This window comes from Novosphingobium terrae (assembly GCF_017163935.1).
Lineage (GTDB): Bacteria > Pseudomonadota > Alphaproteobacteria > Sphingomonadales > Sphingomonadaceae > Novosphingobium > Novosphingobium terrae.
Genome location: NZ_JABVZR010000002.1, coordinates 857,127 through 873,702, shown reverse-complemented (window position 1 = coordinate 873,702; position 16,576 = coordinate 857,127). Strand labels below are relative to the sequence as shown.

Sequence of the window (16,576 nt, the reverse complement as noted above, 5' to 3'; positions counted from 1 at the left end):
TCCCCCTTCAGCTTCAAGGATAATCCCCATGCGTAACAATCTCTTCGCCGCTCTGGCGCTCGGCGCCACCGCCATCAGCGCCCCCGCCCATGCCGGAACCCCGGTCTGGAGCGTCAACAAGGCCAGCTCACATCTCGGCTTTGGCGTGGCGGTCAACAATCAGGGCGTGAAGGGCGAGTTCCGCCGCTGGGACGCGCAGATCGCCTTCGATCCCAAGGCGCTGAACCAGTCCCGCGTTTCCGCCACCATCGAGATGGGCAGCGCCGTCACCGGCGAGGCCACCCGCGACCAGAGCCTGCCCACCGCAGACTGGTTCAACACCGCCGCCTTCCCCCGCGCGACCTTCACCGCCAGCAATTTCAAGGATCTGGGCGGCGGGCGCTATCAGGCCATCGGTGATCTCACCATTCGCGGTGTGCGTCATCCCGTGGTGTTGCCCTTCACGCTGAAGATCAATGGCAAGAGCGCCCAGATGCAGGGCAGCCTGACGATCAACCGCGGCATGTTCGGCGTTGGGCAAGGGCAGTGGAAGGGCACCGAGATGGTCGCCGCCAATGTGCAGATCAACGTCAGCATCAACGCGACCCATCCCTGAGGATCGCAGGCCCGGACCCCGGTGGTCCGGGCCTGTCCTTCAGCTGTCAAAGGCGGTGGCCGTCGCCACATCGCGCCATGTCGCGATATCGGCCTGAAGCTGAGCGATTTTGGCCTCCATCCGGGCGATGCAATCCGCCCCCAGCGGCAGCCGCAGCGGTGGTTCAGGGCTTTCGACCGCCGCGATGATCGCCCGCACCCCCTTGGCGGGATCGCCCGCCTGACTCCCGTCATGGGCCGAGACATTGCTGCGGGTCTGGCCCGCGCTTTGGGCATAGGCCTCGATGCTGTGAGCGGCCTTCACGGCGGAGTCTGCCGAAAGGAATTCGGTGCGGAAATAGCCGGGCTCGACGATGGTGACGCCGATGCCGAAGGGCTTGAGTTCCAGCGCCAGAGCCTCGGACAGCCCCTCCACCGCGAATTTCGAGGCATTGTAGAGCCCGAAACCGACGGACCCCGCAAAGCCCCCCACCGAGGAAAAATTGACGATATGGCCGCGCCGTTGCGCCCGCATGGAAGGAAGCGCGGCGCGGATCACATTATGGGTGCCGATCAGATTGGTGGCGATCACCGCCTCGGCCTCGGCGGGGGAGACTTCCTCCACCGCGCCCACCAGCCCGTAGCCCGCATTGTTGACCAGCACATCAATGCCGCCGGTGCTGGCCACCGCTTCCTCCAGCACGGCGCGGGCCTGATCGGCATCGCGCACATCGAGTTTGAACACGGTTAGCCGGTCATGCAGGATCGGGGCGCGGCCATCGCGGGTGGTGCCGATCACAGTGTGCCCCTGTGCCAGCAGTTCCTCGGCCATAATCCGCCCGAAACCGCGAGAAATACCCGTGATAAACCAGTTTGCCATGGACCTTCTCCTTGATGCTGAGTGATGCATGCTGATTACCGCCGGGCGGCGGGGCGCTCCAATTGACCTGTTTGCGGCCTGTGATAAGTTCCACTAATGAACGCGGTCGATGTCAGACATCTGCGCTATTTCGCCGCCGTGGCGCAGGAGCGGCATTTCGGGCGCGCGGCGGTCAGGCTGGCGATCACCCAGCCCGCGCTCAGCCAGCAGATTTCCGCGCTGGAAGCCATTCTGGGCGTGCAATTGCTGATCCGCGACCGCCGCAATGTGGCGATCACCGAGGCGGGCGAGGCCTTTCTGGCCGGTGCTCAGGATCTGCTGCAAAGGATCGATGCGCTGGTCGAGACCACCCGACGCGTCGCGCGCCACTGCGATGCCCGCGTCACGATCGCCATGGTCGAGGCGACGAACCTGCCTTTCCTGCTGCCCGCGCTGGCCGATCTGCGGCAGCTCTATCCGGCGATCAAGGTGCTGCGCCGGGAGATGGTGTCGCCGCAGCAGGTGAAGGCTTTGCTGGCCGGTGAGATCGACATCGGCATGGGCGTGCTGCTGGGGCAGGAGGATGCCACGCAGGGCATCGCCACAAGGCCCTTGCTGGAGGGGCAGTGGCTGGTGGCCGTGCCGCTGGGCCATCCTCTGGCCGCGATGGAGCGCCTGACGCCGAAGGATCTTGCCCGCGAGGCGCTGATGATCTTTGCGCGCAGCATGAACCCGCCGCTCTATGATCAGGTGATCGAGAGCTTCCGCAAACAGGGCGTCGAGCCCAATTTCGTCTATGAAACCACCCAGCCCCAGATCGGCCTGACCATGGCCGGGGAAGGTGCGGGGCTGATGATCGGCGCGGATTATGTCTTTGGCGCGGCGCGGCAGAACTGCGTTTACCGGGTGCTGGATGGCTTGCCGCCGCTGGCGGTGCATATCTTCTGGCGCCGGGATGAGACCTCCGGCCTGATCCATGATCTGATCGAGGGGCTGATCGAAAAGGCGGGGGCAGCAGCGTGATGGAATGGAGCGATCTGCGGGTCTTTCTGGCCATCGCCCGAACGGGCACACTGGGCGCGGCGGCGCGCGCTCTGGGCCAGACGCAACCGACCATGGGCCGCCGCCTGCGCGCGCTGGAGGAGGCCGTCGGCCATATCCTGTTCCAGCGCACCGCCGAGGGTTTTGTCCTGACCGATGAGGGCAGCCTGGTGCTGGCCCATGCCGAGCGGATCGAGGAGGAGGCTCTGGCCTTCCAGCGCGAACTCAATGGCAGCGAGGGGCAGTTGGAGGGCATGCTGCGCCTCTCCTGCTCGGAATGGTTCGGTGCCTGCCTGCTGGCGCCGGTGCTGGCCGAGTTCGGCGCGCGCCATCCCGGCGTTTGCGTGGAATTGCTGACCGATGCGCGGCTTTACAGCCTGCCGCGGCGGGAGGCCGATATGGTGTTCCGCATCAAGCCTTTCGATGAGCCGGAGGTTATCTCGCGCCGCTTGCTGCATCTTCCCTATGCGGTCTACGCCCCGCCCGGTTTCGATCCTGCGGGACTGGGCGAGGGGCAGGGCGCGCGCCTCATCACCATGGACACCGGCTTTGCGCAGATGGCCGATGCCGTCTGGCTAAGGCAGAGACTGCCCGAGGCGACGGTGGCCTTCCGCAGCAACAACCGGCAGGTTCAGGCGCGTCTTTGCGCCGATGGCGCCGGGCTTGCCGTGCTGCCCCGCTTGCTTGGCGATGCCACGCCCGGCATCGCCGCCATCGATCTCGGCGAAGGGCCGCCGGGGCGCGACACTTTCGTGGGGTATCATAAGGATTTGCGGAGATTGGCGCGAATGAGGGCGCTGCTCGATCTGGTGGTGCAGCGTCTGGCTCACTGAAGGTGGTGTAAAGCGTGATCGGGGCAATATCCCGGAATGGCAGGCCCCCTTGGCGGCATGACCGCTTTGTTGGCTCTTTCAGAACCTGGTATCGAGCCCGAGCCGGATGGTGCGGGGCCGCACCGGCGTGATCTGATTGCCTTGGGCAAGGCCGAAAGGATTGCCGAAGGAAAAGGTGTTGGCCCGAACATTGCCCAGATTGTCGGCCATCACCGAGAGGCCAAGGCGGCCGATCTGGATGCGGGCATTGGCGCCCAGCACGACATAACCGCCTTGCGTCACCCCCTGATCCGCGCCCACGCCCAGCACCGACCGGCCGATATAGCGCAGCGTGGCGCCTGCGCTCACCGGCCATTGCCCGCGCCATTGCCCGTTCCACCGCGCCTCGCCGCGTATGCCGCCCCGCGCGACATTGGGCAGCGTTTGCGACAGGCTGGAGGCATAGGCGGGGGCCGGATCGCTCAGGCGACTGTCGTTGAGAAAGGCAGCGGCGCTCAGCGTCCATGACGGGGCGGGATGCCAGCCGATCTCGCCATCCAGTCCATAGATGAAGCCATGGCCGATGTTGGCTGTGGTGATCAGGCCATTGCTGCCCACCAGATCGGCCTGAATGTTGGCCCAATCGGCAAAGAACAATGCGCCGCGCAGCCACAGGCGATCATGATCCTGCCTGCCATAACGCAGGCCCAGTTCGTCCATGCTCAGATTGTCGGTTTCGAAGCGCTGGCTCTGCACGCCATTGCCCGATGCCGCCACCGAAAGGCCACCGGGGCGATAGCCCTGCTGGTAATGGAAGAACGCCGAAACCGGGCCACCGGGATGCCAGTCGAAGGCCAGCGTGTGCGACAGCCGCGCCGACAGATGGGTGACCCGGCTGGAGAAGACCCCCTGCGTATCGACCAGAAAGCCGGAGCTGCTGGCGACGGTCAGCCGCTCCCCCACTGTGGCGGTGAGGCGGCGGCCCAGAGGGAAGGACACCTCTCCGAACAGCGCGCCTTCGCCGCGTGTGTTGACCACGGTCGTCAGGGGAGTCTCATCGTTGAGGGGCCCCAGCCTGCGCATCAGGGCGCTGGCATTGTAGAGGGTCGAGGCACCCAGCACCCATGGATGGCGGCGGCTGTGCCCGCTCAGGCGGAACTCGCCGGTGAAGAGGGTGATGTCGTTCAGTTCGGTGTAGCGGGCCGGGGTGGCGGTGCCGTCATAGCCGGTGGCGTCGAAGACCGTGCTGAGATCCTGCTTCACAAAGCCCAGACTGCCGTTGAGATCGGCCCAACTCAGCGCGCGCCGGGCCGAGAGATAGCCCATCCGCTCATTGTTGTGGAACGGCTGGGCGATGGCGCTGTTGCGGGTCAGTTCGGGTGTGCCCAGCAACGTATATTGCCCGTCCGCGCTGTAGAGGTTCTGGAACACCATGCCCAGATCGAGCCGCCAGCCGCCCAGATCGTCCAGCCGCAGCGAAAGGCGCTGGCCATAGCTGGAGCTGCGGTTGATGTTCTTCAGCCCGCGCGAGGGATCGTCGATATAGCCGCCCGACTGGCTGCCATAGGCCACCATCCGCACCGCCGCCTTATCATGCGCCAGCGGCAGATTGACCATCGCTGCCCCATCCTCGCCCACGGCGCCCGACCAGGTCGTGCTCAGCCCTGCCGAGGCGGTGGCGGCGATAGCATGGCTGTCGGGCGCATTGGGTACGAAGCGGATGATGCCGCCCAGCGTGCCTGCACCATAAAGCGTGCCTTGCGGGCCCACCAGCACCTCGACCCGGTCCATGTCATAGAGGTTGAGATTGGGATCGGGCGCATTGTAGTTCAGGCGGATATCGCCGAGATACTCGCCCACGGTGGATTGGGTGGGGCCGTTGAAGCTGCTGTCGGCGATGCCGCGGATGAACAGCTTGTCGCGCCCGTCGCCCAGATTGGTGGAGGCCAGAATGGGCAGCAGCCGCGCGATGGCCCCGGTGCCCGAGGCGGCGTTTTCCGCCAGCCAGCCCCGGTCTGTGGCGATGATCTTGGCCGAGCCGGGGTAATGGTCCAGCCCCACGGCCTGCTTGCTGGCGGTGACCAGAATGTCGCTCTGGGCCAGCGCGATCGGCGCAACCATGGAAGGAGGCGGCAGAACAGGGCGCGGGGTGGCCGAGACGCGAATGGTGTGCGGATCGATGAATTGTGCCCGGGCGTCGATGCCCTTGATCGCCTGACGCAGCGCGCCATGCAGCGAATGGGCATCATGCACCCCGCGCGAGGGCCTGGTGCCCAGCACCGGATCGGTGACCAGAATGGTGGCATGGCCCAACGCGCCGATGCGCGCCAGCACCTGCCCCAGCGGCCCGGCGGGCACCTCATAGCTGCCGGCTCTTGCCGCTGGGCTGGCCAGAAGCAGGGGGGCGCACAGCAGGATGGCCGATACACCCCGCCGCAGGCCGTCAGGGCGTGGGGCCATGGGCGGGCTTCAGAATCCAGATCTTGCCCTTCTTCACCACCCGTACATTGAGGGCCGAGGCGAGCAGCGGGATGCGGGCGGGCGTCACGTCCTGCACATCGATCGTGCCGAAGACCGGCTGGCGCGCGATGGCGGCATCCACCTTGAAGGCGGCGCCCAGCACCCGCCCCAGATCCTGTGCCACCTGCTCCAGCGGGTTGCCGTCATAGCTCAGCCGCCGGTGCCGCCAGCCACCGACCGCCTCACGGTCCACGGGCGAGACCTTGGCCGTACCCGTTTCCGCCAGCATCTGCTGCCCGGCGTGGAGGGGAATGGATTGCCCCTCGGGCCGGTAATCGACGGCACCCTCGGCCACGGCGATGCGCGTCTGATCGGGCAGGCTCACCACATTGAACAGCGTGCCGACATCGACCACCTTGCCGCTGCTCATCTCCAGCGTGAAGGGGTGCTGGGCATCATGCTTCACGGCCAACAGCGCCTCGCCATGATCGAGCCGGGCGAAGCGGGCATCCTTATGGTCGAACACCATCTGCGTGTCGCCGTTGAGCGTGATCTGGGTGTCCGCATCGAGCTGGACGGTCCGGCTTTCGCCCGGCGTGGTCGCGATCTGGTAGCGGCTGGAGCCCGGCACCGTGTTTGACCCCGTGAACAGCGCCAGAGCCAATCCCGCCGCCAGCGCTCCGCCCGCGCCCGCCGCCCAGCGCCAGCGGCGTGAGGGGGAAGGGGCATCGTCATTGGCCGCAATCGGCTGCGGTTCTGCAGGCTGAGGCACCGGGAAATGCAGATCGGGCAAGGCAGGATCGAGGGCATGATCCATCGCCTCGATTTCGGCATAGGCCTCGGCGTGGCTCGGGTGCTGCGCCAGCCAGTCGGCGAAGGCATCCCAATCGGCGTCACTGGCCGCACCGCCGCCATCCCGCAGGCGGATATGCCAGCTCAGGGCGGTTCGGGTCAGGTCGGATGCGGTCTCAGTCATGGTGATGGCCCTGTTCATGAGCAGGATGCCGCACAGGCCCGCTTTCCTCATCAAATTTTTTGCGCGCGTTCAGAATGTCGAGATAGGCGCGCGCCAGATGCTTCTCCACCGCGCTGACGCTGATCCCCAGATCGGCGGCGATGGTCTTTTGCGGCACGCTTTCCAGCCGGAACAGGCGGAAGATGGTGGCCGTGCGCTCAGGCATGGCATCGATCACGCCTTGCAGCAGATGCAGATGCTGGCTGGCGATCAGCGCGCTTTCCGCCGAGGGCTGGGGGTCCACCTCGCGCGCAAAACCGCTTTGCGCATCGACCCAGCCTTCGTCGCGCAGGCGCCGTCTGGTGTCGCCCCTGCGGTGCAGCAGGAATTCGTTGGTCGCCATGCGGTAGAGATAGGCGCGTGGCTGATCGATTGGCCCCGTTCCCTGGCCTGTCTCCTGGCCGGCCAGTTTCAGCCCTACGGTCTGGAGCACATCCTCGGCTTCGTCGGGCATGGCGCCGCGCAGCCGCAGGAAGCGCAGCAGCTCGGGACGGGCGTTGAGGAAGGCCTGTAACAGACCGCTGTCGGACATGGGATAGCTATGGCGTTTCGAGGAAGGGAAGGGGCATCAGGCGTGTGTACGCGTGAGGATAAAACCGTTCCGGACGGCGTCAACAGCGGAGAAAATCTGCAAAATCAGAATTAAAACTGATTATTTGCAAAAGCTTATGTGATTTTTCCTCCGCCGGGGCGATTTTCCGTGAGGATCGGGCAAGGCCGCGGTGTCTCAGCCATGAAAGGACGAGATCCATGCCCCCCGACGATCCTGAACTGCTTGCTTCCCATGCCGCGCCAGTGCTGGCGCCGCTGGAACGGACCGTGGTTGCGTTGGCCCTGCGCGATCCCCTGTGGAGTGTGCCGACGTGGCGTGCGCCGCACCCCCGTCGCTGGTTTCATGTCAGCCGGCCAGATGTCGCGTGGCTGCAACTGGCCAATCCCCGGCTGGAGCGCCTGCGCCGCTTCGTCATCCTGCTGCGCCACGGCCAGCCTGTGGAGGATGACGCCACCACCCTGCTGACCTGCGGCTTCAGCCCCGGCCAGATCCTTGAGGTTCGCATGCTGACGGATCTGCACACCGCCGCCTGATCGGCTCCCCCCTTACCATCCCCTGCAAGCCTCAGCCGATCCACGCTTCCGGTGGAGGGCGAAGCCTGCCCAATCCCCAGAGAGACCACGCATGAAGATTGCCATCACCACCGTTTGCGCCGCTATGTCCCTGCTCACTGTTTCCGGGGCGCGGGCACAGGATGTCGATGCTGCTGCCCAGCGCGATACGGTGCGCAACACCGACCATATCATCGTCGGCATGGGCGCGCTCTACGCCCCGGCCTATGAGGGCGGCGACAAGTACCGCGCCCTGCCTCTGCCCGCCATCGACATCAAACAGGGCCGCTTCTTCGCCAATTTGCGCGATGGCATCGGTGCCAATCTGATCGACACCGATCTGGTGACGGTGGGCGCCAGCATCACCTACACGCAGGGCTATCGTTCCAAGGATGTGCCCGCCGGTGTCGGCGCGGTCAATTTCGGCGCGGGCGCGCGCGGTTTCGTGTCGGTCCATGAAAAGGGCGTGATGCTGACTCTGGGGGCGACGCAGGGCTTTGTCGGCGGCACCAAAGGTCTGGTTGCCGATGCCAGCCTGTCCTATCCCGTCTCGGTCACCCGCCGCCTGACGATCATCCCCAGTGTGGGCACGACCTGGGCCAATGCCAAATTCAACAACCGCTATTTCGGGATCGACACGGTGCAGGCCGCAGCCTCGGGCCTGAACACCTATGCCCCCGGTGCAGGCTTCAAGGATGCCAGCGGCAGCCTGACCGCCAGCTATCGCATCACCGACAACATCATTCTGAGCGCCTCGGGCGTGGTGACCACGGTGCTGGGTGCCGATGGCCGCAGCCCGCTGGTGGTTCACAAGACTCAGCCATCGGGCTTTGTCTCCGTGGCTTACCGCTTCTGATCGCCCGGCTCTTCGCATGCGCCGGGCTGTCCTCCCCGTGCTGCGGAGCGCCGTCTGCGTAGGCTGGAGCGCCGATCGGGTCATCCCCCCAATCAGGACGCGATCGCGTGCTCCAGCCGCCTCTTTCCGCCGTCGTTGCGCCAGACGTCTCCAACAGAACTGCCGCGCATATTCTGCGTGCCTGCATAGGCCAGCGAGGTGCCGCCATGATAGACCGCATTGTGATCGTCCATGCGCGAGACATGGCTGTTTTCGGCCGACAGGTTGAGGCGTGGCGCCGGCTGGATCGATGCCTGATCTTCCGGGAGAAGTCTTATTTGCGCCCCCGTTTGGGCCGCAACGCATCGCGCATGGCGAAGCTGGAGCTGATCCGTGTCACCCCCGGCAGGCGTGAAAGAACCTCGCCATGGATTTCCTCATAGGCGGCCACGCTGTCCATGCGCAGGCGCAGCCAGTAATCGACATCGCCGGTCATCAGGAAGCATTCACGCACTTCCGGGCACTGTCTCACGGCATGTTCGAAGCGGGAGAGATAGTCCTCGGTCTGCCGGTCGAGCGTGACCTGGACCACGACATCGACACCCCGGTCCTCCTCCTCCTCACGGCCCATCACCACGGTATAGCCGGCGATGACCCCGCGGCTCTCCATCATCCTGATGCGGCGCAGGCAGGCTGAGGGCGACAGGGAGACGGCCTGCGCGATTTCGGCATTGGGGCGGCGGCCATCCATGCGCAGGATTCGCAGGATCGCGCGGTCGAGGTCGTCGAGTGTGGATGGCATGATCTGCGGAAAGCTCGCTTGATTGGTGTGTTATAAGGTCATTTTTAGTCGATCATGCGCTTGTTTCGCAACTTATTTGAAGGGATGTGCGATAAAATCACCCCCGGAAGGGGATGAGGATATGATTGGCGGGGCACGTCTGACGATCGATCTGGAAGCGCTTGCGGCGAATTATCGTCTGATCCGCGATGCGGTTGCCCCGGCGGATGTCGGCGGGGTGGTCAAGGCCAATGGCTATGGGCTGGGGGCCAGCGAGGTTGCGCAGGTTCTGATCGCGCAAGGCTGCCGCCATATCTTCGTGGCCGTGCTGGGCGAGGCTGAAGCCCTGGTGCCTGATCTGGCTGACGGCATCAGCCTCTATGTCCTTAACGGATTGATGCCGGGCACGGAGGCGCATTGCGCGTTGCTGGGGGCCATTCCGGTGCTCAATTCGCTCGATCAGATCGCGCGCTGGTCGGCGCAGGCCGCCGTGCTGGGCCGCCGCCTGCCCGCCGTGTTGCAGGTCGATACCGGCATGTCACGCATGGGCCTGCCCGCCGATGAGCTGAACAGGCTGCTGGCTGACCCCGCCCTGCTCGACGGCATCGAGCCCACATTGCTCATCAGCCATCTGGCCTGCGCCGATGAGGCCGACGATCCGGCCAATGCCATGCAGGCCGCATGCTTTCACGAGATCGCCCGGCGCTTTCCCGGCCTGCCGCTCGCGCTGGACAACAGCGGCGGGGCTTTCCATGCGCGCCAGCATTTCGATCTCGTGCGCGCGGGGATCGCGCTTTATGGCGGTGCGCCTCACGATGGACGCAACCCGATGCGCCCGGTCATCGCGCTGGAAGCGGCCATTGCCCAATTGCGGACCATCCCTGCCGGCGCGGGCGTCGGTTACGGCCTGACCTTCCATGCCGAGCGCGCCACGACCATCGCCACCATCCCCGTCGGTTACGCCGATGGCCTGCCGCGCTGCCTTGGCAACAAGGGCGCGGCATGGATCGCGGGCGTGCGTGTGCCGATGGTCGGGCGCGTCTCGATGGACAGCATCACGCTCGATGTCACCGATGTGCCGGAAGAAGCGCTCTATCCCGGCGCGACGGTCGAGCTGATCGGGCCGCATCAGAGCCTGGACCAGCTGGCGGCGGACGCCGGCACCATTTCCTACGAAATCCTCACCCAGCTTGGCCGCCGCTATCAGCGGGTTCTGCTTCCCGCAGCCAGCCCTCTCTCTGACGACACCATCACCCGGAGCATCGCCCCATGAAAATCGCCATCCTTGGAAGCGGGGTGATCGGCGTCACCTCGGCCTGGTATCTTTCTCAGGCCGGGCATGAGGTGGTGGTGATCGACCGCCAGAGCGGCCCCGCGCTGGAAACCAGCTTCGCCAATGCGGGCGAGATTTCGCCGGGCTATGCCTCGCCCTGGGCCGCGCCGGGCATTCCGATGAAGGCGCTGCGCTGGCTGATGATGGAGCATGCCCCGCTGATCCTGCGCCCCAAGCTGGATATGGCGATGCTGCGCTGGCTGACCGCCATGCTGGGCAATTGCAACGCGCGCGACTATGCCATCAACAAGAGCCGCATGGTGCGCCTTGCCGAATTCAGCCGCGATTGCCTGATCGCGCTGCGTCAGGATCAGGGCATCGCCTATGACGAGCGCAGCCAGGGCACGCTGCAACTGTTCCGCGAGGAAAAGCAGCTGGATGGCATGGCCAAGGATATTGCGGTCCTCAAGCAGGATGGCGTGCCCTTCGAGGTGCTGGATCGCGCGGGCTGCATCGCGGCGGAACCGGGTCTGGCCGCCAGCGCCTCGACCATCGCGGGGGGGCTGCGCCTGCCCAATGACGAAACCGGAGACTGCTTCAAATTCACCAATGCGCTGGCGACACTGGCCGAAGCGCAGGGCGTGCGTTTCGAGTATGGCACGGATATTCACGGTCTGGTCGAGCAGGGCGGGCGCCTCACCCATGTCCGCACCGGCAAGGGCGATGTTGCCGCCGATGCCTTTCTGGTCGCCATGGGCAGCTTCTCGCCGCAAGTGGTGGCGCCGCTGGGGCTGCGCCTGCCGGTCTATCCGGTGAAGGGCTATTCGCTGACCGTGCCGATTGTCGATGCGGAGCGCGCGCCGGTCTCGACCCTGCTGGATGAAAGCTACAAGGTGGCGATCACCCGTCTGGGCGACCGTATCCGCGTGGGCGGCATGGCGGAAATCTCCGGCTTCAACAACAGCCTGCCCGAAGCGCGCCGCGCCACGCTGGAACACAGCTGCGGCACGCTGTTCCCGGGAGCGGGCGATCTTGCAGGGGCCAGCTTCTGGTCCGGCCTGCGCCCGATGACGCCCGACAGCACGCCGGTGATCGGGGCGACGAAAATCCCCAACCTGTTCCTCAACACCGGCCATGGCACGCTGGGCTGGACGATGGCCTGCGGATCGGCCCATGTGATCGCCGATCTGATGAGCGGGCGCCGCCCGGCCATCGAAACCGCCGACCTTGCGATCAGCCGTTATCGGGCATAGGCCCCGCTTCAGCGCCCCTCAAATCAAGGATAGGCAATGACCATCACCCGCATCGACCAGGGCCCGCGTTTGAGCGAGGCCGTTATCCATGGCGACACGATCTATCTTGCCGGGCAGGTCGGCACACCCGGCGAGAGCGTCGGCGCGCAGACCCGGGAGGCCCTCGCCGAGATCGAGGCCTTGCTGGCGCGCACCGGAAGCAGCAAGAACCATCTGCTTCAGGCCACGATCTGGCTGGCCGATATGGCTGATTTCGAAGAGATGAATGCGGCGTGGGACGAATGGGTCGCTGATTGCCCGCCGCCCACCCGCGCAACGGGCGAGGCCAGGTTGGCGGACCCGGGTTATAAAGTTGAAATTATCATGATCGCGGCCAAAGCCTGAGTGTGCGTTACAGCCATTTTGAGATCCGTGGTTTTCTGCGGATCTCAAGGTGAGGTTCAGGGTTACGGGACCGACAAAAATCATCGCAGAAATTATCTGCCCCTGGTTTTTGTGGGCAAGGTCCAGTCCAGGACCGTTCGTCCCGTGGGCCGGGAGTTGTCAGCCAAACGAGAAGACTTCAGCGATCTGAGCTTCACGTTCCCTAGGCGATCCGGAACGGCAGCTTTCCGCATGGAGATTGTGGATCGCTGCCATTCCTGCCTTCAGCTGTTAAGCCGAGAGTTCCTTTCGCACGATTTCGGCACCCGCAGCCAAAGCGTTGAGCTTGCCTCGCGCCACGCGACGGGACAGGGGCGCCATGCCGCAGTTGGTGCTGGGATAGAGCTTGTCGGCATCCACAAACTGCAGGGCCTTCCGCAGCGTATCGGCCACCTCGTCCGGCGTTTCGACGGTGTTGCTCGCCACGTCGATGGCGCCCACCATCACCTTTTTTCCGCGAATGAGTTCGATGAGGTCCATCGGCACATGAGAATTGTGGCATTCCAGCGAAATGATATCGATGCTGGATGTCCGCAACTTGGGGAAAGCTTCCTCATACTGCCGCCACTCCGAACCGAGGGTCTTTTTCCAGTCCGTGTTGGCTTTGATGCCATAGCCATAGCAGATGTGAACAGCCGTTTCGCATTTCAGCCCTTCGGCGGCCCGTTCCAGCGTGGCGACGCCCCAGTCGTTGACCTCGTCGAAGAAGACGTTGAACGCAGGTTCGTCAAACTGGATGATGTCGACGCCGGCTGCCTCCAGTTCCCTGGCCTCTTCATTGAGTATTTTGGCAAACTCCCAGGCCAGCTTTTCCCGGCTCTTGTAATGGTCGTCATAGAGCGTATCGATCATGGTCATGGGTCCGGGCAGCGCCCATTTGATCGGCTTATCGGTCTGTTGGCGCAGGAATTTGGCGTCTTCGACAAAGACTGACCTGGGGCGGGTGACGGCGCCGACGACTGTCGGCACGCTCGCATCATAGCGGTCACGGATTCGGATGGTTTCGCGCTTCTCGAAATCGACGCCATCGAGATGCTCGATAAAGGTCGTGACGAAGTGCTGGCGCGTCTGCTCGCCGTCGCTGACAATATCGATGCCTGCCTGACGCTGATCGTCCAGCGACAGGCGCAGGGCATCCTGCTTGCCCTCGATCAAACCCTCGTCTTCCAGTTTCCAGGGTGACCAGAGTGTCTCGGGCTGCGCGAGCCAGGAGGGTTTGGGCAGACTGCCGGCGGTTGAGGTTGGCAACAATGTCTTCATGATGGAGAACCTTGATCTTGGGGGAGGGTCAAAAGGCGTAAGCGGCGGACCATTGTTCGAGGACAGCCCTGTAGGGCTTCATGAAATGCTCCTCGGCGAACTTGCCCTGTTCGACGGCCAGACGGCTGCGTTCCTCACGATCGTAGACGATCTGGGTCGAGGAATAGTCCTGATGCTTCAGGCTGGGTTGATAGCAATGACCGGCCTGCGAATTGGCGTTGTAGATTTCGGGGCGATAGATTTTCTGGAAGGTTTCCATCGTGCTGATGGTACCGATCAGCTCAAGATTGCTGTAATCGCTCAGCAGATCTCCGGTGAAATAGAAGGCGAAAGGCGCAACGCTGCCTCGCGGCATGAAATAGCGCACTTGCAGGCCCATTTTCTTGAAATACTCATCGGTCGAGGAAAATTCATCCTGCCGGTATTCGATGCCCAGAATGGGATGCTTATTTCCTGTCCGGTGATAGGTCCTGCTGCTTGAGACGCTCAGGCAGATGACCGGCGGCTTGTTGAACTTTGCCTGATAAGCATCGGACTTTAGGACATGCTTGAAAATCTTCCCGTGCAGGTCGCCGAAATGATCGGGAAGGCTGAAGCCGGATTGTCCCTTGTTGTGTTCGGGCAGCAGGACGCTGAAGTCATAATCCCGCACATAGGAAGAGAAATTGTTGCCGACGATGCCCTCAAGGCGCGCACCGGTTTGCTTGTCGATGATGGTGGTGCTGAGCACCTCGATCATCGGGAAAGCTTCGCTGCTGCCGTCCTTGCCGATGGTCATCTCGATGGAGATGATATCCAGTTCGAGGGCATAGCGATCCCCCTCGGGATTGTCCCAATCAGCCAGCGCATTGAAGCGATTGTCGATCATCGTCAGAGCCTTGCGCAGATTGTCCTGGCGGCTCTCCCCTCTGGCCAGATTGGCGAAGTTGGTGGTGATGCGGGTGTTGTCCGCAGGGCGGTAATGCTCATCAAAGCGGATGCTTTTGATCGAAAAGGTAAGGTCGTTTCTGGTCATGACCTGCTGTCCTTGAGCGGTTCCCGGATCGCGGTCGGGGCGGATACGGGGGAGGGCGAGGCTGGCGCCGGTTGCGGGCATGCGAAGTCTCCTTCGGGCCAGCGTGTTTGCTGGTCCGTCATGATGGTCGAGGTGATGGGTTGGTTGGCGCGCGCCGCGTCAGGCGGGGATCAGCCCCGGCAGCACGGCGCGCTCACGCATTCGTCGCTGCGGGACGGAATGGAACAGGGCTGAAAACATCGACCGATCACCTGCTTTTGCCGGGCGTAAGGGCCGAAGGAAGAGCGCGCATGGCTTAAACAGGCCCGGATGGCGCATAAGCCCCGTGCCTTGCTGCAAGCGCGATCCACCGGAGGAACCCCCGTCCGAGGAACGTTATGGCGCCGAAGGCAGGTCTCCTGGCTTGCGGGTCATCGCGGTGGTTCCGGCCTTCCCAATGCCCTTGCGGGGCATCAGTGGCACAACATGGAACCGCCACTCGCCGCTTACAGTTGCGGGGGCAGCGCCGGACTCTGCCTCCCAATGCGAACATTGCGCAGGCACCACCGGCTTCCCGTCTTAGCCCCGCCGTCACGCCTGAGGCGGGGAACCTCGACAGGGTCTATCAACACCATTGGAAGGCCGCTGTCAAGCATCATATAAAGATATCGTTATATGATGCTTTGGGCAGGGCGCGCGCATGGTGGCCGGGGTGCCGTGCCTGTCAGGCAGGCTCGTCGCCATAGAACAGCTTGCCGGGGTCGATCTCGGGGCGGCCCTGGCTGACGCGATGGGCATTGGCGTCGCGCAACGAATAGACGCAGCCGCAATATTCCTGCTGGTAAAAACGCTCGCGCTTGGAGATCTCGATCATGCGCGCCGCGCCGCCACCCTTGCGCCAGTTGAAGGTCCAGTAGCTGATCCCGGGGTAACGGGCTGCCGCGCGCTCACCACGGCCGTTGATCTGCTCCATGTTCTTCCAGCGCGAGATGCCCAACGAGGAGGTGATCACCGGAAAGCTATGCTCATGAGCGTAAAGCGCGGTGCGCTCGAAACGCATGTCGAAGCACATGGTGCAGCGGATCCCGCGTTCGGGCTCCTGTTCCATGCCGCGTGCGCGCTTGAACCAGTTGGCCGTGTCGTAATCGGCATCGACGAATGGGATGCCGTGCTGCTCGGCAAAGCGGATGTTCTCTTCCTTGCGCAGCAGATGCTCCTCCCTCGGGTGAATGTTGGGATTGTAGAAGAAGATCGTGTAGTCGATGCCGCTGGCGGTCATGGCCTCCATCACCTCGCCAGAGCAGGGCGCGCAGCAACTGTGCAGCAGCACTTTCTTCTGCCCCTCGGGCGGGGTGAGAATGGGGCGGTTTATGGCCGGTCTGGTCGCATCATTGTTCATGGGTCACCCACATCGAAAAGAGCGGGTTGACGGAACGCATGACCGTTACGCCCGGCAAGGCCGAGCGCATGATGATGCGGCCCACCGGACACCCCGCCGGAAGCACGTTATGATGTCGAAGGCAGGTCTCCTGGCTTGCGGGTCATCACGGCGACTCCGGTCTTCCCGGCCTTTGAGAGGCCAGTGACACGGGATGGAGTCACCGCTCACCGCTTACAGTTGCGGGGGCAGCGCCGGATTCTGCCTTCTCAGGCATCACCGGCTTCCCGTCTTAGCCCTGCCACCCGCTTTTCATGGCATGCGAGCAGGGAACCTTGACGCTTTTTCTCAGCGCCACCTCTCGGCGCTTGTCAATCGCTTTGCTGTGAAAGGTGGCAGAGGGCCTTGGCGATGCCTGTGATTGCCGTTGCCCTGTACAGCGAGGCACTGTCGGACCCGTTTCCTGCCGCTCGCCAATTTGCAAACTTCGCAGATTTGCAGGTTTTTCTTCGCAA

Annotated in this window: 17 protein-coding genes and 2 riboswitches; of the genes, 8 read left to right on the top strand and 9 right to left on the bottom strand. The window is 63.9% G+C overall.

Features of this window, described 5'->3' with window-relative positions; genetic code table 11:
* Window positions 1-28 precede the first annotated feature (28 nt).
* The gene (locus tag HGK27_RS22340; RefSeq protein WP_206245112.1) at window positions 29-595 is read left to right on the top strand and encodes a YceI family protein; all 567 of its coding nucleotides are present in this window, start codon (window positions 29-31) and stop codon (window positions 593-595) included.
* 39 nt (window positions 596-634) lie between these two features.
* Here the strand turns inward: HGK27_RS22340 and HGK27_RS22335 are convergent, their stop codons facing one another.
* Complete coding sequence (locus HGK27_RS22335; protein WP_206245111.1) at window positions 635-1,453, bottom strand: SDR family NAD(P)-dependent oxidoreductase; 819 nt, start codon at window positions 1,451-1,453, stop codon at window positions 635-637.
* Window positions 1,454-1,549: 96 nt separating this feature from the next.
* Between HGK27_RS22335 and HGK27_RS22330 the strand changes: the two genes are divergently transcribed.
* Both HGK27_RS22330 and HGK27_RS22325 read left to right on the top strand, forming a co-directional pair.
* The gene (locus HGK27_RS22330) at window positions 1,550-2,455 is read left to right on the top strand and encodes a LysR substrate-binding domain-containing protein (RefSeq protein ID WP_206245108.1); all 906 of its coding nucleotides are present in this window, start codon (window positions 1,550-1,552) and stop codon (window positions 2,453-2,455) included.
* Complete coding sequence (locus HGK27_RS22325) at window positions 2,455-3,306, top strand: LysR family transcriptional regulator (RefSeq protein ID WP_206245490.1); 852 nt, start codon at window positions 2,455-2,457, stop codon at window positions 3,304-3,306. Before HGK27_RS22330 ends, HGK27_RS22325 begins: the two co-directional genes overlap by 1 nt.
* Before the next feature lie 78 nt (window positions 3,307-3,384).
* On the opposite strand, the gene HGK27_RS22320 is transcribed toward HGK27_RS22325, so the two are convergent.
* From HGK27_RS22320 to HGK27_RS22310, 3 genes are read right to left on the bottom strand one after another with little or no spacing between them, the layout of a single operon-like run.
* Window positions 3,385-5,745 carry a TonB-dependent receptor gene (locus HGK27_RS22320; RefSeq protein WP_206245106.1) on the bottom strand — a complete coding sequence of 787 codons (2,361 nt, stop codon included), beginning with the start codon at window positions 5,743-5,745 and terminating at the stop codon, window positions 3,385-3,387.
* Window positions 5,729-6,721, bottom strand: coding sequence for a FecR family protein (locus HGK27_RS22315; protein ID WP_206245104.1), 993 nt, complete (start codon window positions 6,719-6,721; stop codon window positions 5,729-5,731). Before HGK27_RS22315 ends, HGK27_RS22320 begins: the two co-directional genes overlap by 17 nt.
* Window positions 6,714-7,292, bottom strand: coding sequence for an RNA polymerase sigma factor (locus HGK27_RS22310; RefSeq protein ID WP_206245102.1), 579 nt, complete (start codon window positions 7,290-7,292; stop codon window positions 6,714-6,716). The genes HGK27_RS22315 and HGK27_RS22310 overlap by 8 nt, the downstream gene beginning before the upstream one ends.
* Before the next feature lie 218 nt (window positions 7,293-7,510).
* Between HGK27_RS22310 and HGK27_RS22305 the strand changes: the two genes are divergently transcribed.
* Both HGK27_RS22305 and HGK27_RS22300 read left to right on the top strand, forming a co-directional pair.
* The gene (locus HGK27_RS22305) at window positions 7,511-7,846 is read left to right on the top strand and encodes a hypothetical protein (protein ID WP_206245100.1); all 336 of its coding nucleotides are present in this window, start codon (window positions 7,511-7,513) and stop codon (window positions 7,844-7,846) included.
* A 91-nt stretch (window positions 7,847-7,937) separates the two neighbouring features.
* Complete coding sequence (locus tag HGK27_RS22300) at window positions 7,938-8,720, top strand: MipA/OmpV family protein (RefSeq protein WP_206245099.1); 783 nt, start codon at window positions 7,938-7,940, stop codon at window positions 8,718-8,720.
* Between the two features lie 92 nt (window positions 8,721-8,812).
* Here the strand turns inward: HGK27_RS22300 and HGK27_RS22295 are convergent, their stop codons facing one another.
* Both HGK27_RS22295 and HGK27_RS22290 read right to left on the bottom strand, forming a co-directional pair.
* Complete coding sequence (locus HGK27_RS22295) at window positions 8,813-8,953, bottom strand: hypothetical protein (protein ID WP_206245097.1); 141 nt, start codon at window positions 8,951-8,953, stop codon at window positions 8,813-8,815.
* A gap of 80 nt (window positions 8,954-9,033) precedes the next feature.
* Window positions 9,034-9,501: an Lrp/AsnC family transcriptional regulator gene (locus tag HGK27_RS22290; protein WP_206245095.1), complete on the bottom strand. Its 468-nt coding sequence runs from the start codon at window positions 9,499-9,501 to the stop codon at window positions 9,034-9,036.
* A 121-nt stretch (window positions 9,502-9,622) separates the two neighbouring features.
* Between HGK27_RS22290 and alr the strand changes: the two genes are divergently transcribed.
* The 3 genes from alr to HGK27_RS22275 are packed head-to-tail and all read left to right on the top strand — an operon-like array spanning window position 9,623 to window position 12,390.
* Window positions 9,623-10,753 (top strand): alanine racemase, encoded by a 1,131-nt coding sequence (gene alr / locus HGK27_RS22285; RefSeq protein WP_206245094.1) that lies wholly within the window; start codon window positions 9,623-9,625, stop codon window positions 10,751-10,753.
* Window positions 10,750-12,006, top strand: coding sequence for a D-amino acid dehydrogenase (locus HGK27_RS22280; protein ID WP_206245092.1), 1,257 nt, complete (start codon window positions 10,750-10,752; stop codon window positions 12,004-12,006). The genes alr and HGK27_RS22280 overlap by 4 nt, the downstream gene beginning before the upstream one ends.
* 36 nt (window positions 12,007-12,042) lie before the next feature.
* Entirely contained in the window at window positions 12,043-12,390 is a 348-nt protein-coding gene (locus tag HGK27_RS22275; RefSeq protein WP_206245090.1) for a RidA family protein, read from the top strand.
* A gap of 270 nt (window positions 12,391-12,660) precedes the next feature.
* On the opposite strand, the gene HGK27_RS22270 is transcribed toward HGK27_RS22275, so the two are convergent.
* The 3 genes from HGK27_RS22270 to HGK27_RS22260 all read right to left on the bottom strand — a co-directional run bounded on the left by HGK27_RS22270 (window position 12,661) and on the right by HGK27_RS22260 (window position 16,082).
* Window positions 12,661-13,689, bottom strand: coding sequence for a methionine synthase (locus HGK27_RS22270; protein WP_206245089.1), 1,029 nt, complete (start codon window positions 13,687-13,689; stop codon window positions 12,661-12,663).
* A gap of 28 nt (window positions 13,690-13,717) precedes the next feature.
* Window positions 13,718-14,704 carry a DUF1852 domain-containing protein gene (locus tag HGK27_RS22265; protein ID WP_206245489.1) on the bottom strand — a complete coding sequence of 329 codons (987 nt, stop codon included), beginning with the start codon at window positions 14,702-14,704 and terminating at the stop codon, window positions 13,718-13,720.
* A 370-nt stretch (window positions 14,705-15,074) separates the two neighbouring features.
* A riboswitch (cobalamin riboswitch) is annotated at window positions 15,075-15,313 on the bottom strand.
* 94 nt (window positions 15,314-15,407) lie between these two features.
* Complete coding sequence (locus HGK27_RS22260) at window positions 15,408-16,082, bottom strand: epoxyqueuosine reductase QueH (RefSeq protein WP_206245086.1); 675 nt, start codon at window positions 16,080-16,082, stop codon at window positions 15,408-15,410.
* 103 nt (window positions 16,083-16,185) lie between these two features.
* Window positions 16,186-16,414: riboswitch (cobalamin riboswitch) on the bottom strand.
* Window positions 16,415-16,576 lie beyond the last annotated feature (162 nt).

Bases quoted from the DNA above. Each gene is read 5' to 3' on its own strand.
- HGK27_RS22325 (WP_206245490.1), top strand. From the start codon at position 2,455: ATGGAATGGAGCGATCTGCGGGTCTTTCTGGCCATCGCCCGAACGGGC.
- HGK27_RS22330 (WP_206245108.1), top strand. From the start codon at position 1,550: ATGAACGCGGTCGATGTCAGACATCTGCGCTATTTCGCCGCCGTGGCG.
- alr (WP_206245094.1), top strand. From the start codon at position 9,623: ATGATTGGCGGGGCACGTCTGACGATCGATCTGGAAGCGCTTGCGGCG.
- HGK27_RS22335 (WP_206245111.1), bottom strand. From the start codon at position 1,453: ATGGCAAACTGGTTTATCACGGGTATTTCTCGCGGTTTCGGGCGGATT.
- HGK27_RS22290 (WP_206245095.1), bottom strand. From the start codon at position 9,501: ATGCCATCCACACTCGACGACCTCGACCGCGCGATCCTGCGAATCCTG.
- HGK27_RS22310 (WP_206245102.1), bottom strand. From the start codon at position 7,292: ATGTCCGACAGCGGTCTGTTACAGGCCTTCCTCAACGCCCGTCCCGAG.
- HGK27_RS22275 (WP_206245090.1), top strand. From the start codon at position 12,043: ATGACCATCACCCGCATCGACCAGGGCCCGCGTTTGAGCGAGGCCGTT.
- HGK27_RS22270 (WP_206245089.1), bottom strand. From the start codon at position 13,689: ATGAAGACATTGTTGCCAACCTCAACCGCCGGCAGTCTGCCCAAACCC.
- HGK27_RS22295 (WP_206245097.1), bottom strand. From the start codon at position 8,953: ATGGACGATCACAATGCGGTCTATCATGGCGGCACCTCGCTGGCCTAT.
- HGK27_RS22315 (WP_206245104.1), bottom strand. From the start codon at position 6,721: ATGACTGAGACCGCATCCGACCTGACCCGAACCGCCCTGAGCTGGCAT.
- HGK27_RS22280 (WP_206245092.1), top strand. From the start codon at position 10,750: ATGAAAATCGCCATCCTTGGAAGCGGGGTGATCGGCGTCACCTCGGCC.
- HGK27_RS22265 (WP_206245489.1), bottom strand. From the start codon at position 14,704: ATGACCAGAAACGACCTTACCTTTTCGATCAAAAGCATCCGCTTTGAT.
- HGK27_RS22260 (WP_206245086.1), bottom strand. From the start codon at position 16,082: ATGAACAATGATGCGACCAGACCGGCCATAAACCGCCCCATTCTCACC.
- HGK27_RS22340 (WP_206245112.1), top strand. From the start codon at position 29: ATGCGTAACAATCTCTTCGCCGCTCTGGCGCTCGGCGCCACCGCCATC.
- HGK27_RS22300 (WP_206245099.1), top strand. From the start codon at position 7,938: ATGAAGATTGCCATCACCACCGTTTGCGCCGCTATGTCCCTGCTCACT.
- HGK27_RS22305 (WP_206245100.1), top strand. From the start codon at position 7,511: ATGCCCCCCGACGATCCTGAACTGCTTGCTTCCCATGCCGCGCCAGTG.
- HGK27_RS22320 (WP_206245106.1), bottom strand. From the start codon at position 5,745: ATGGCCCCACGCCCTGACGGCCTGCGGCGGGGTGTATCGGCCATCCTG.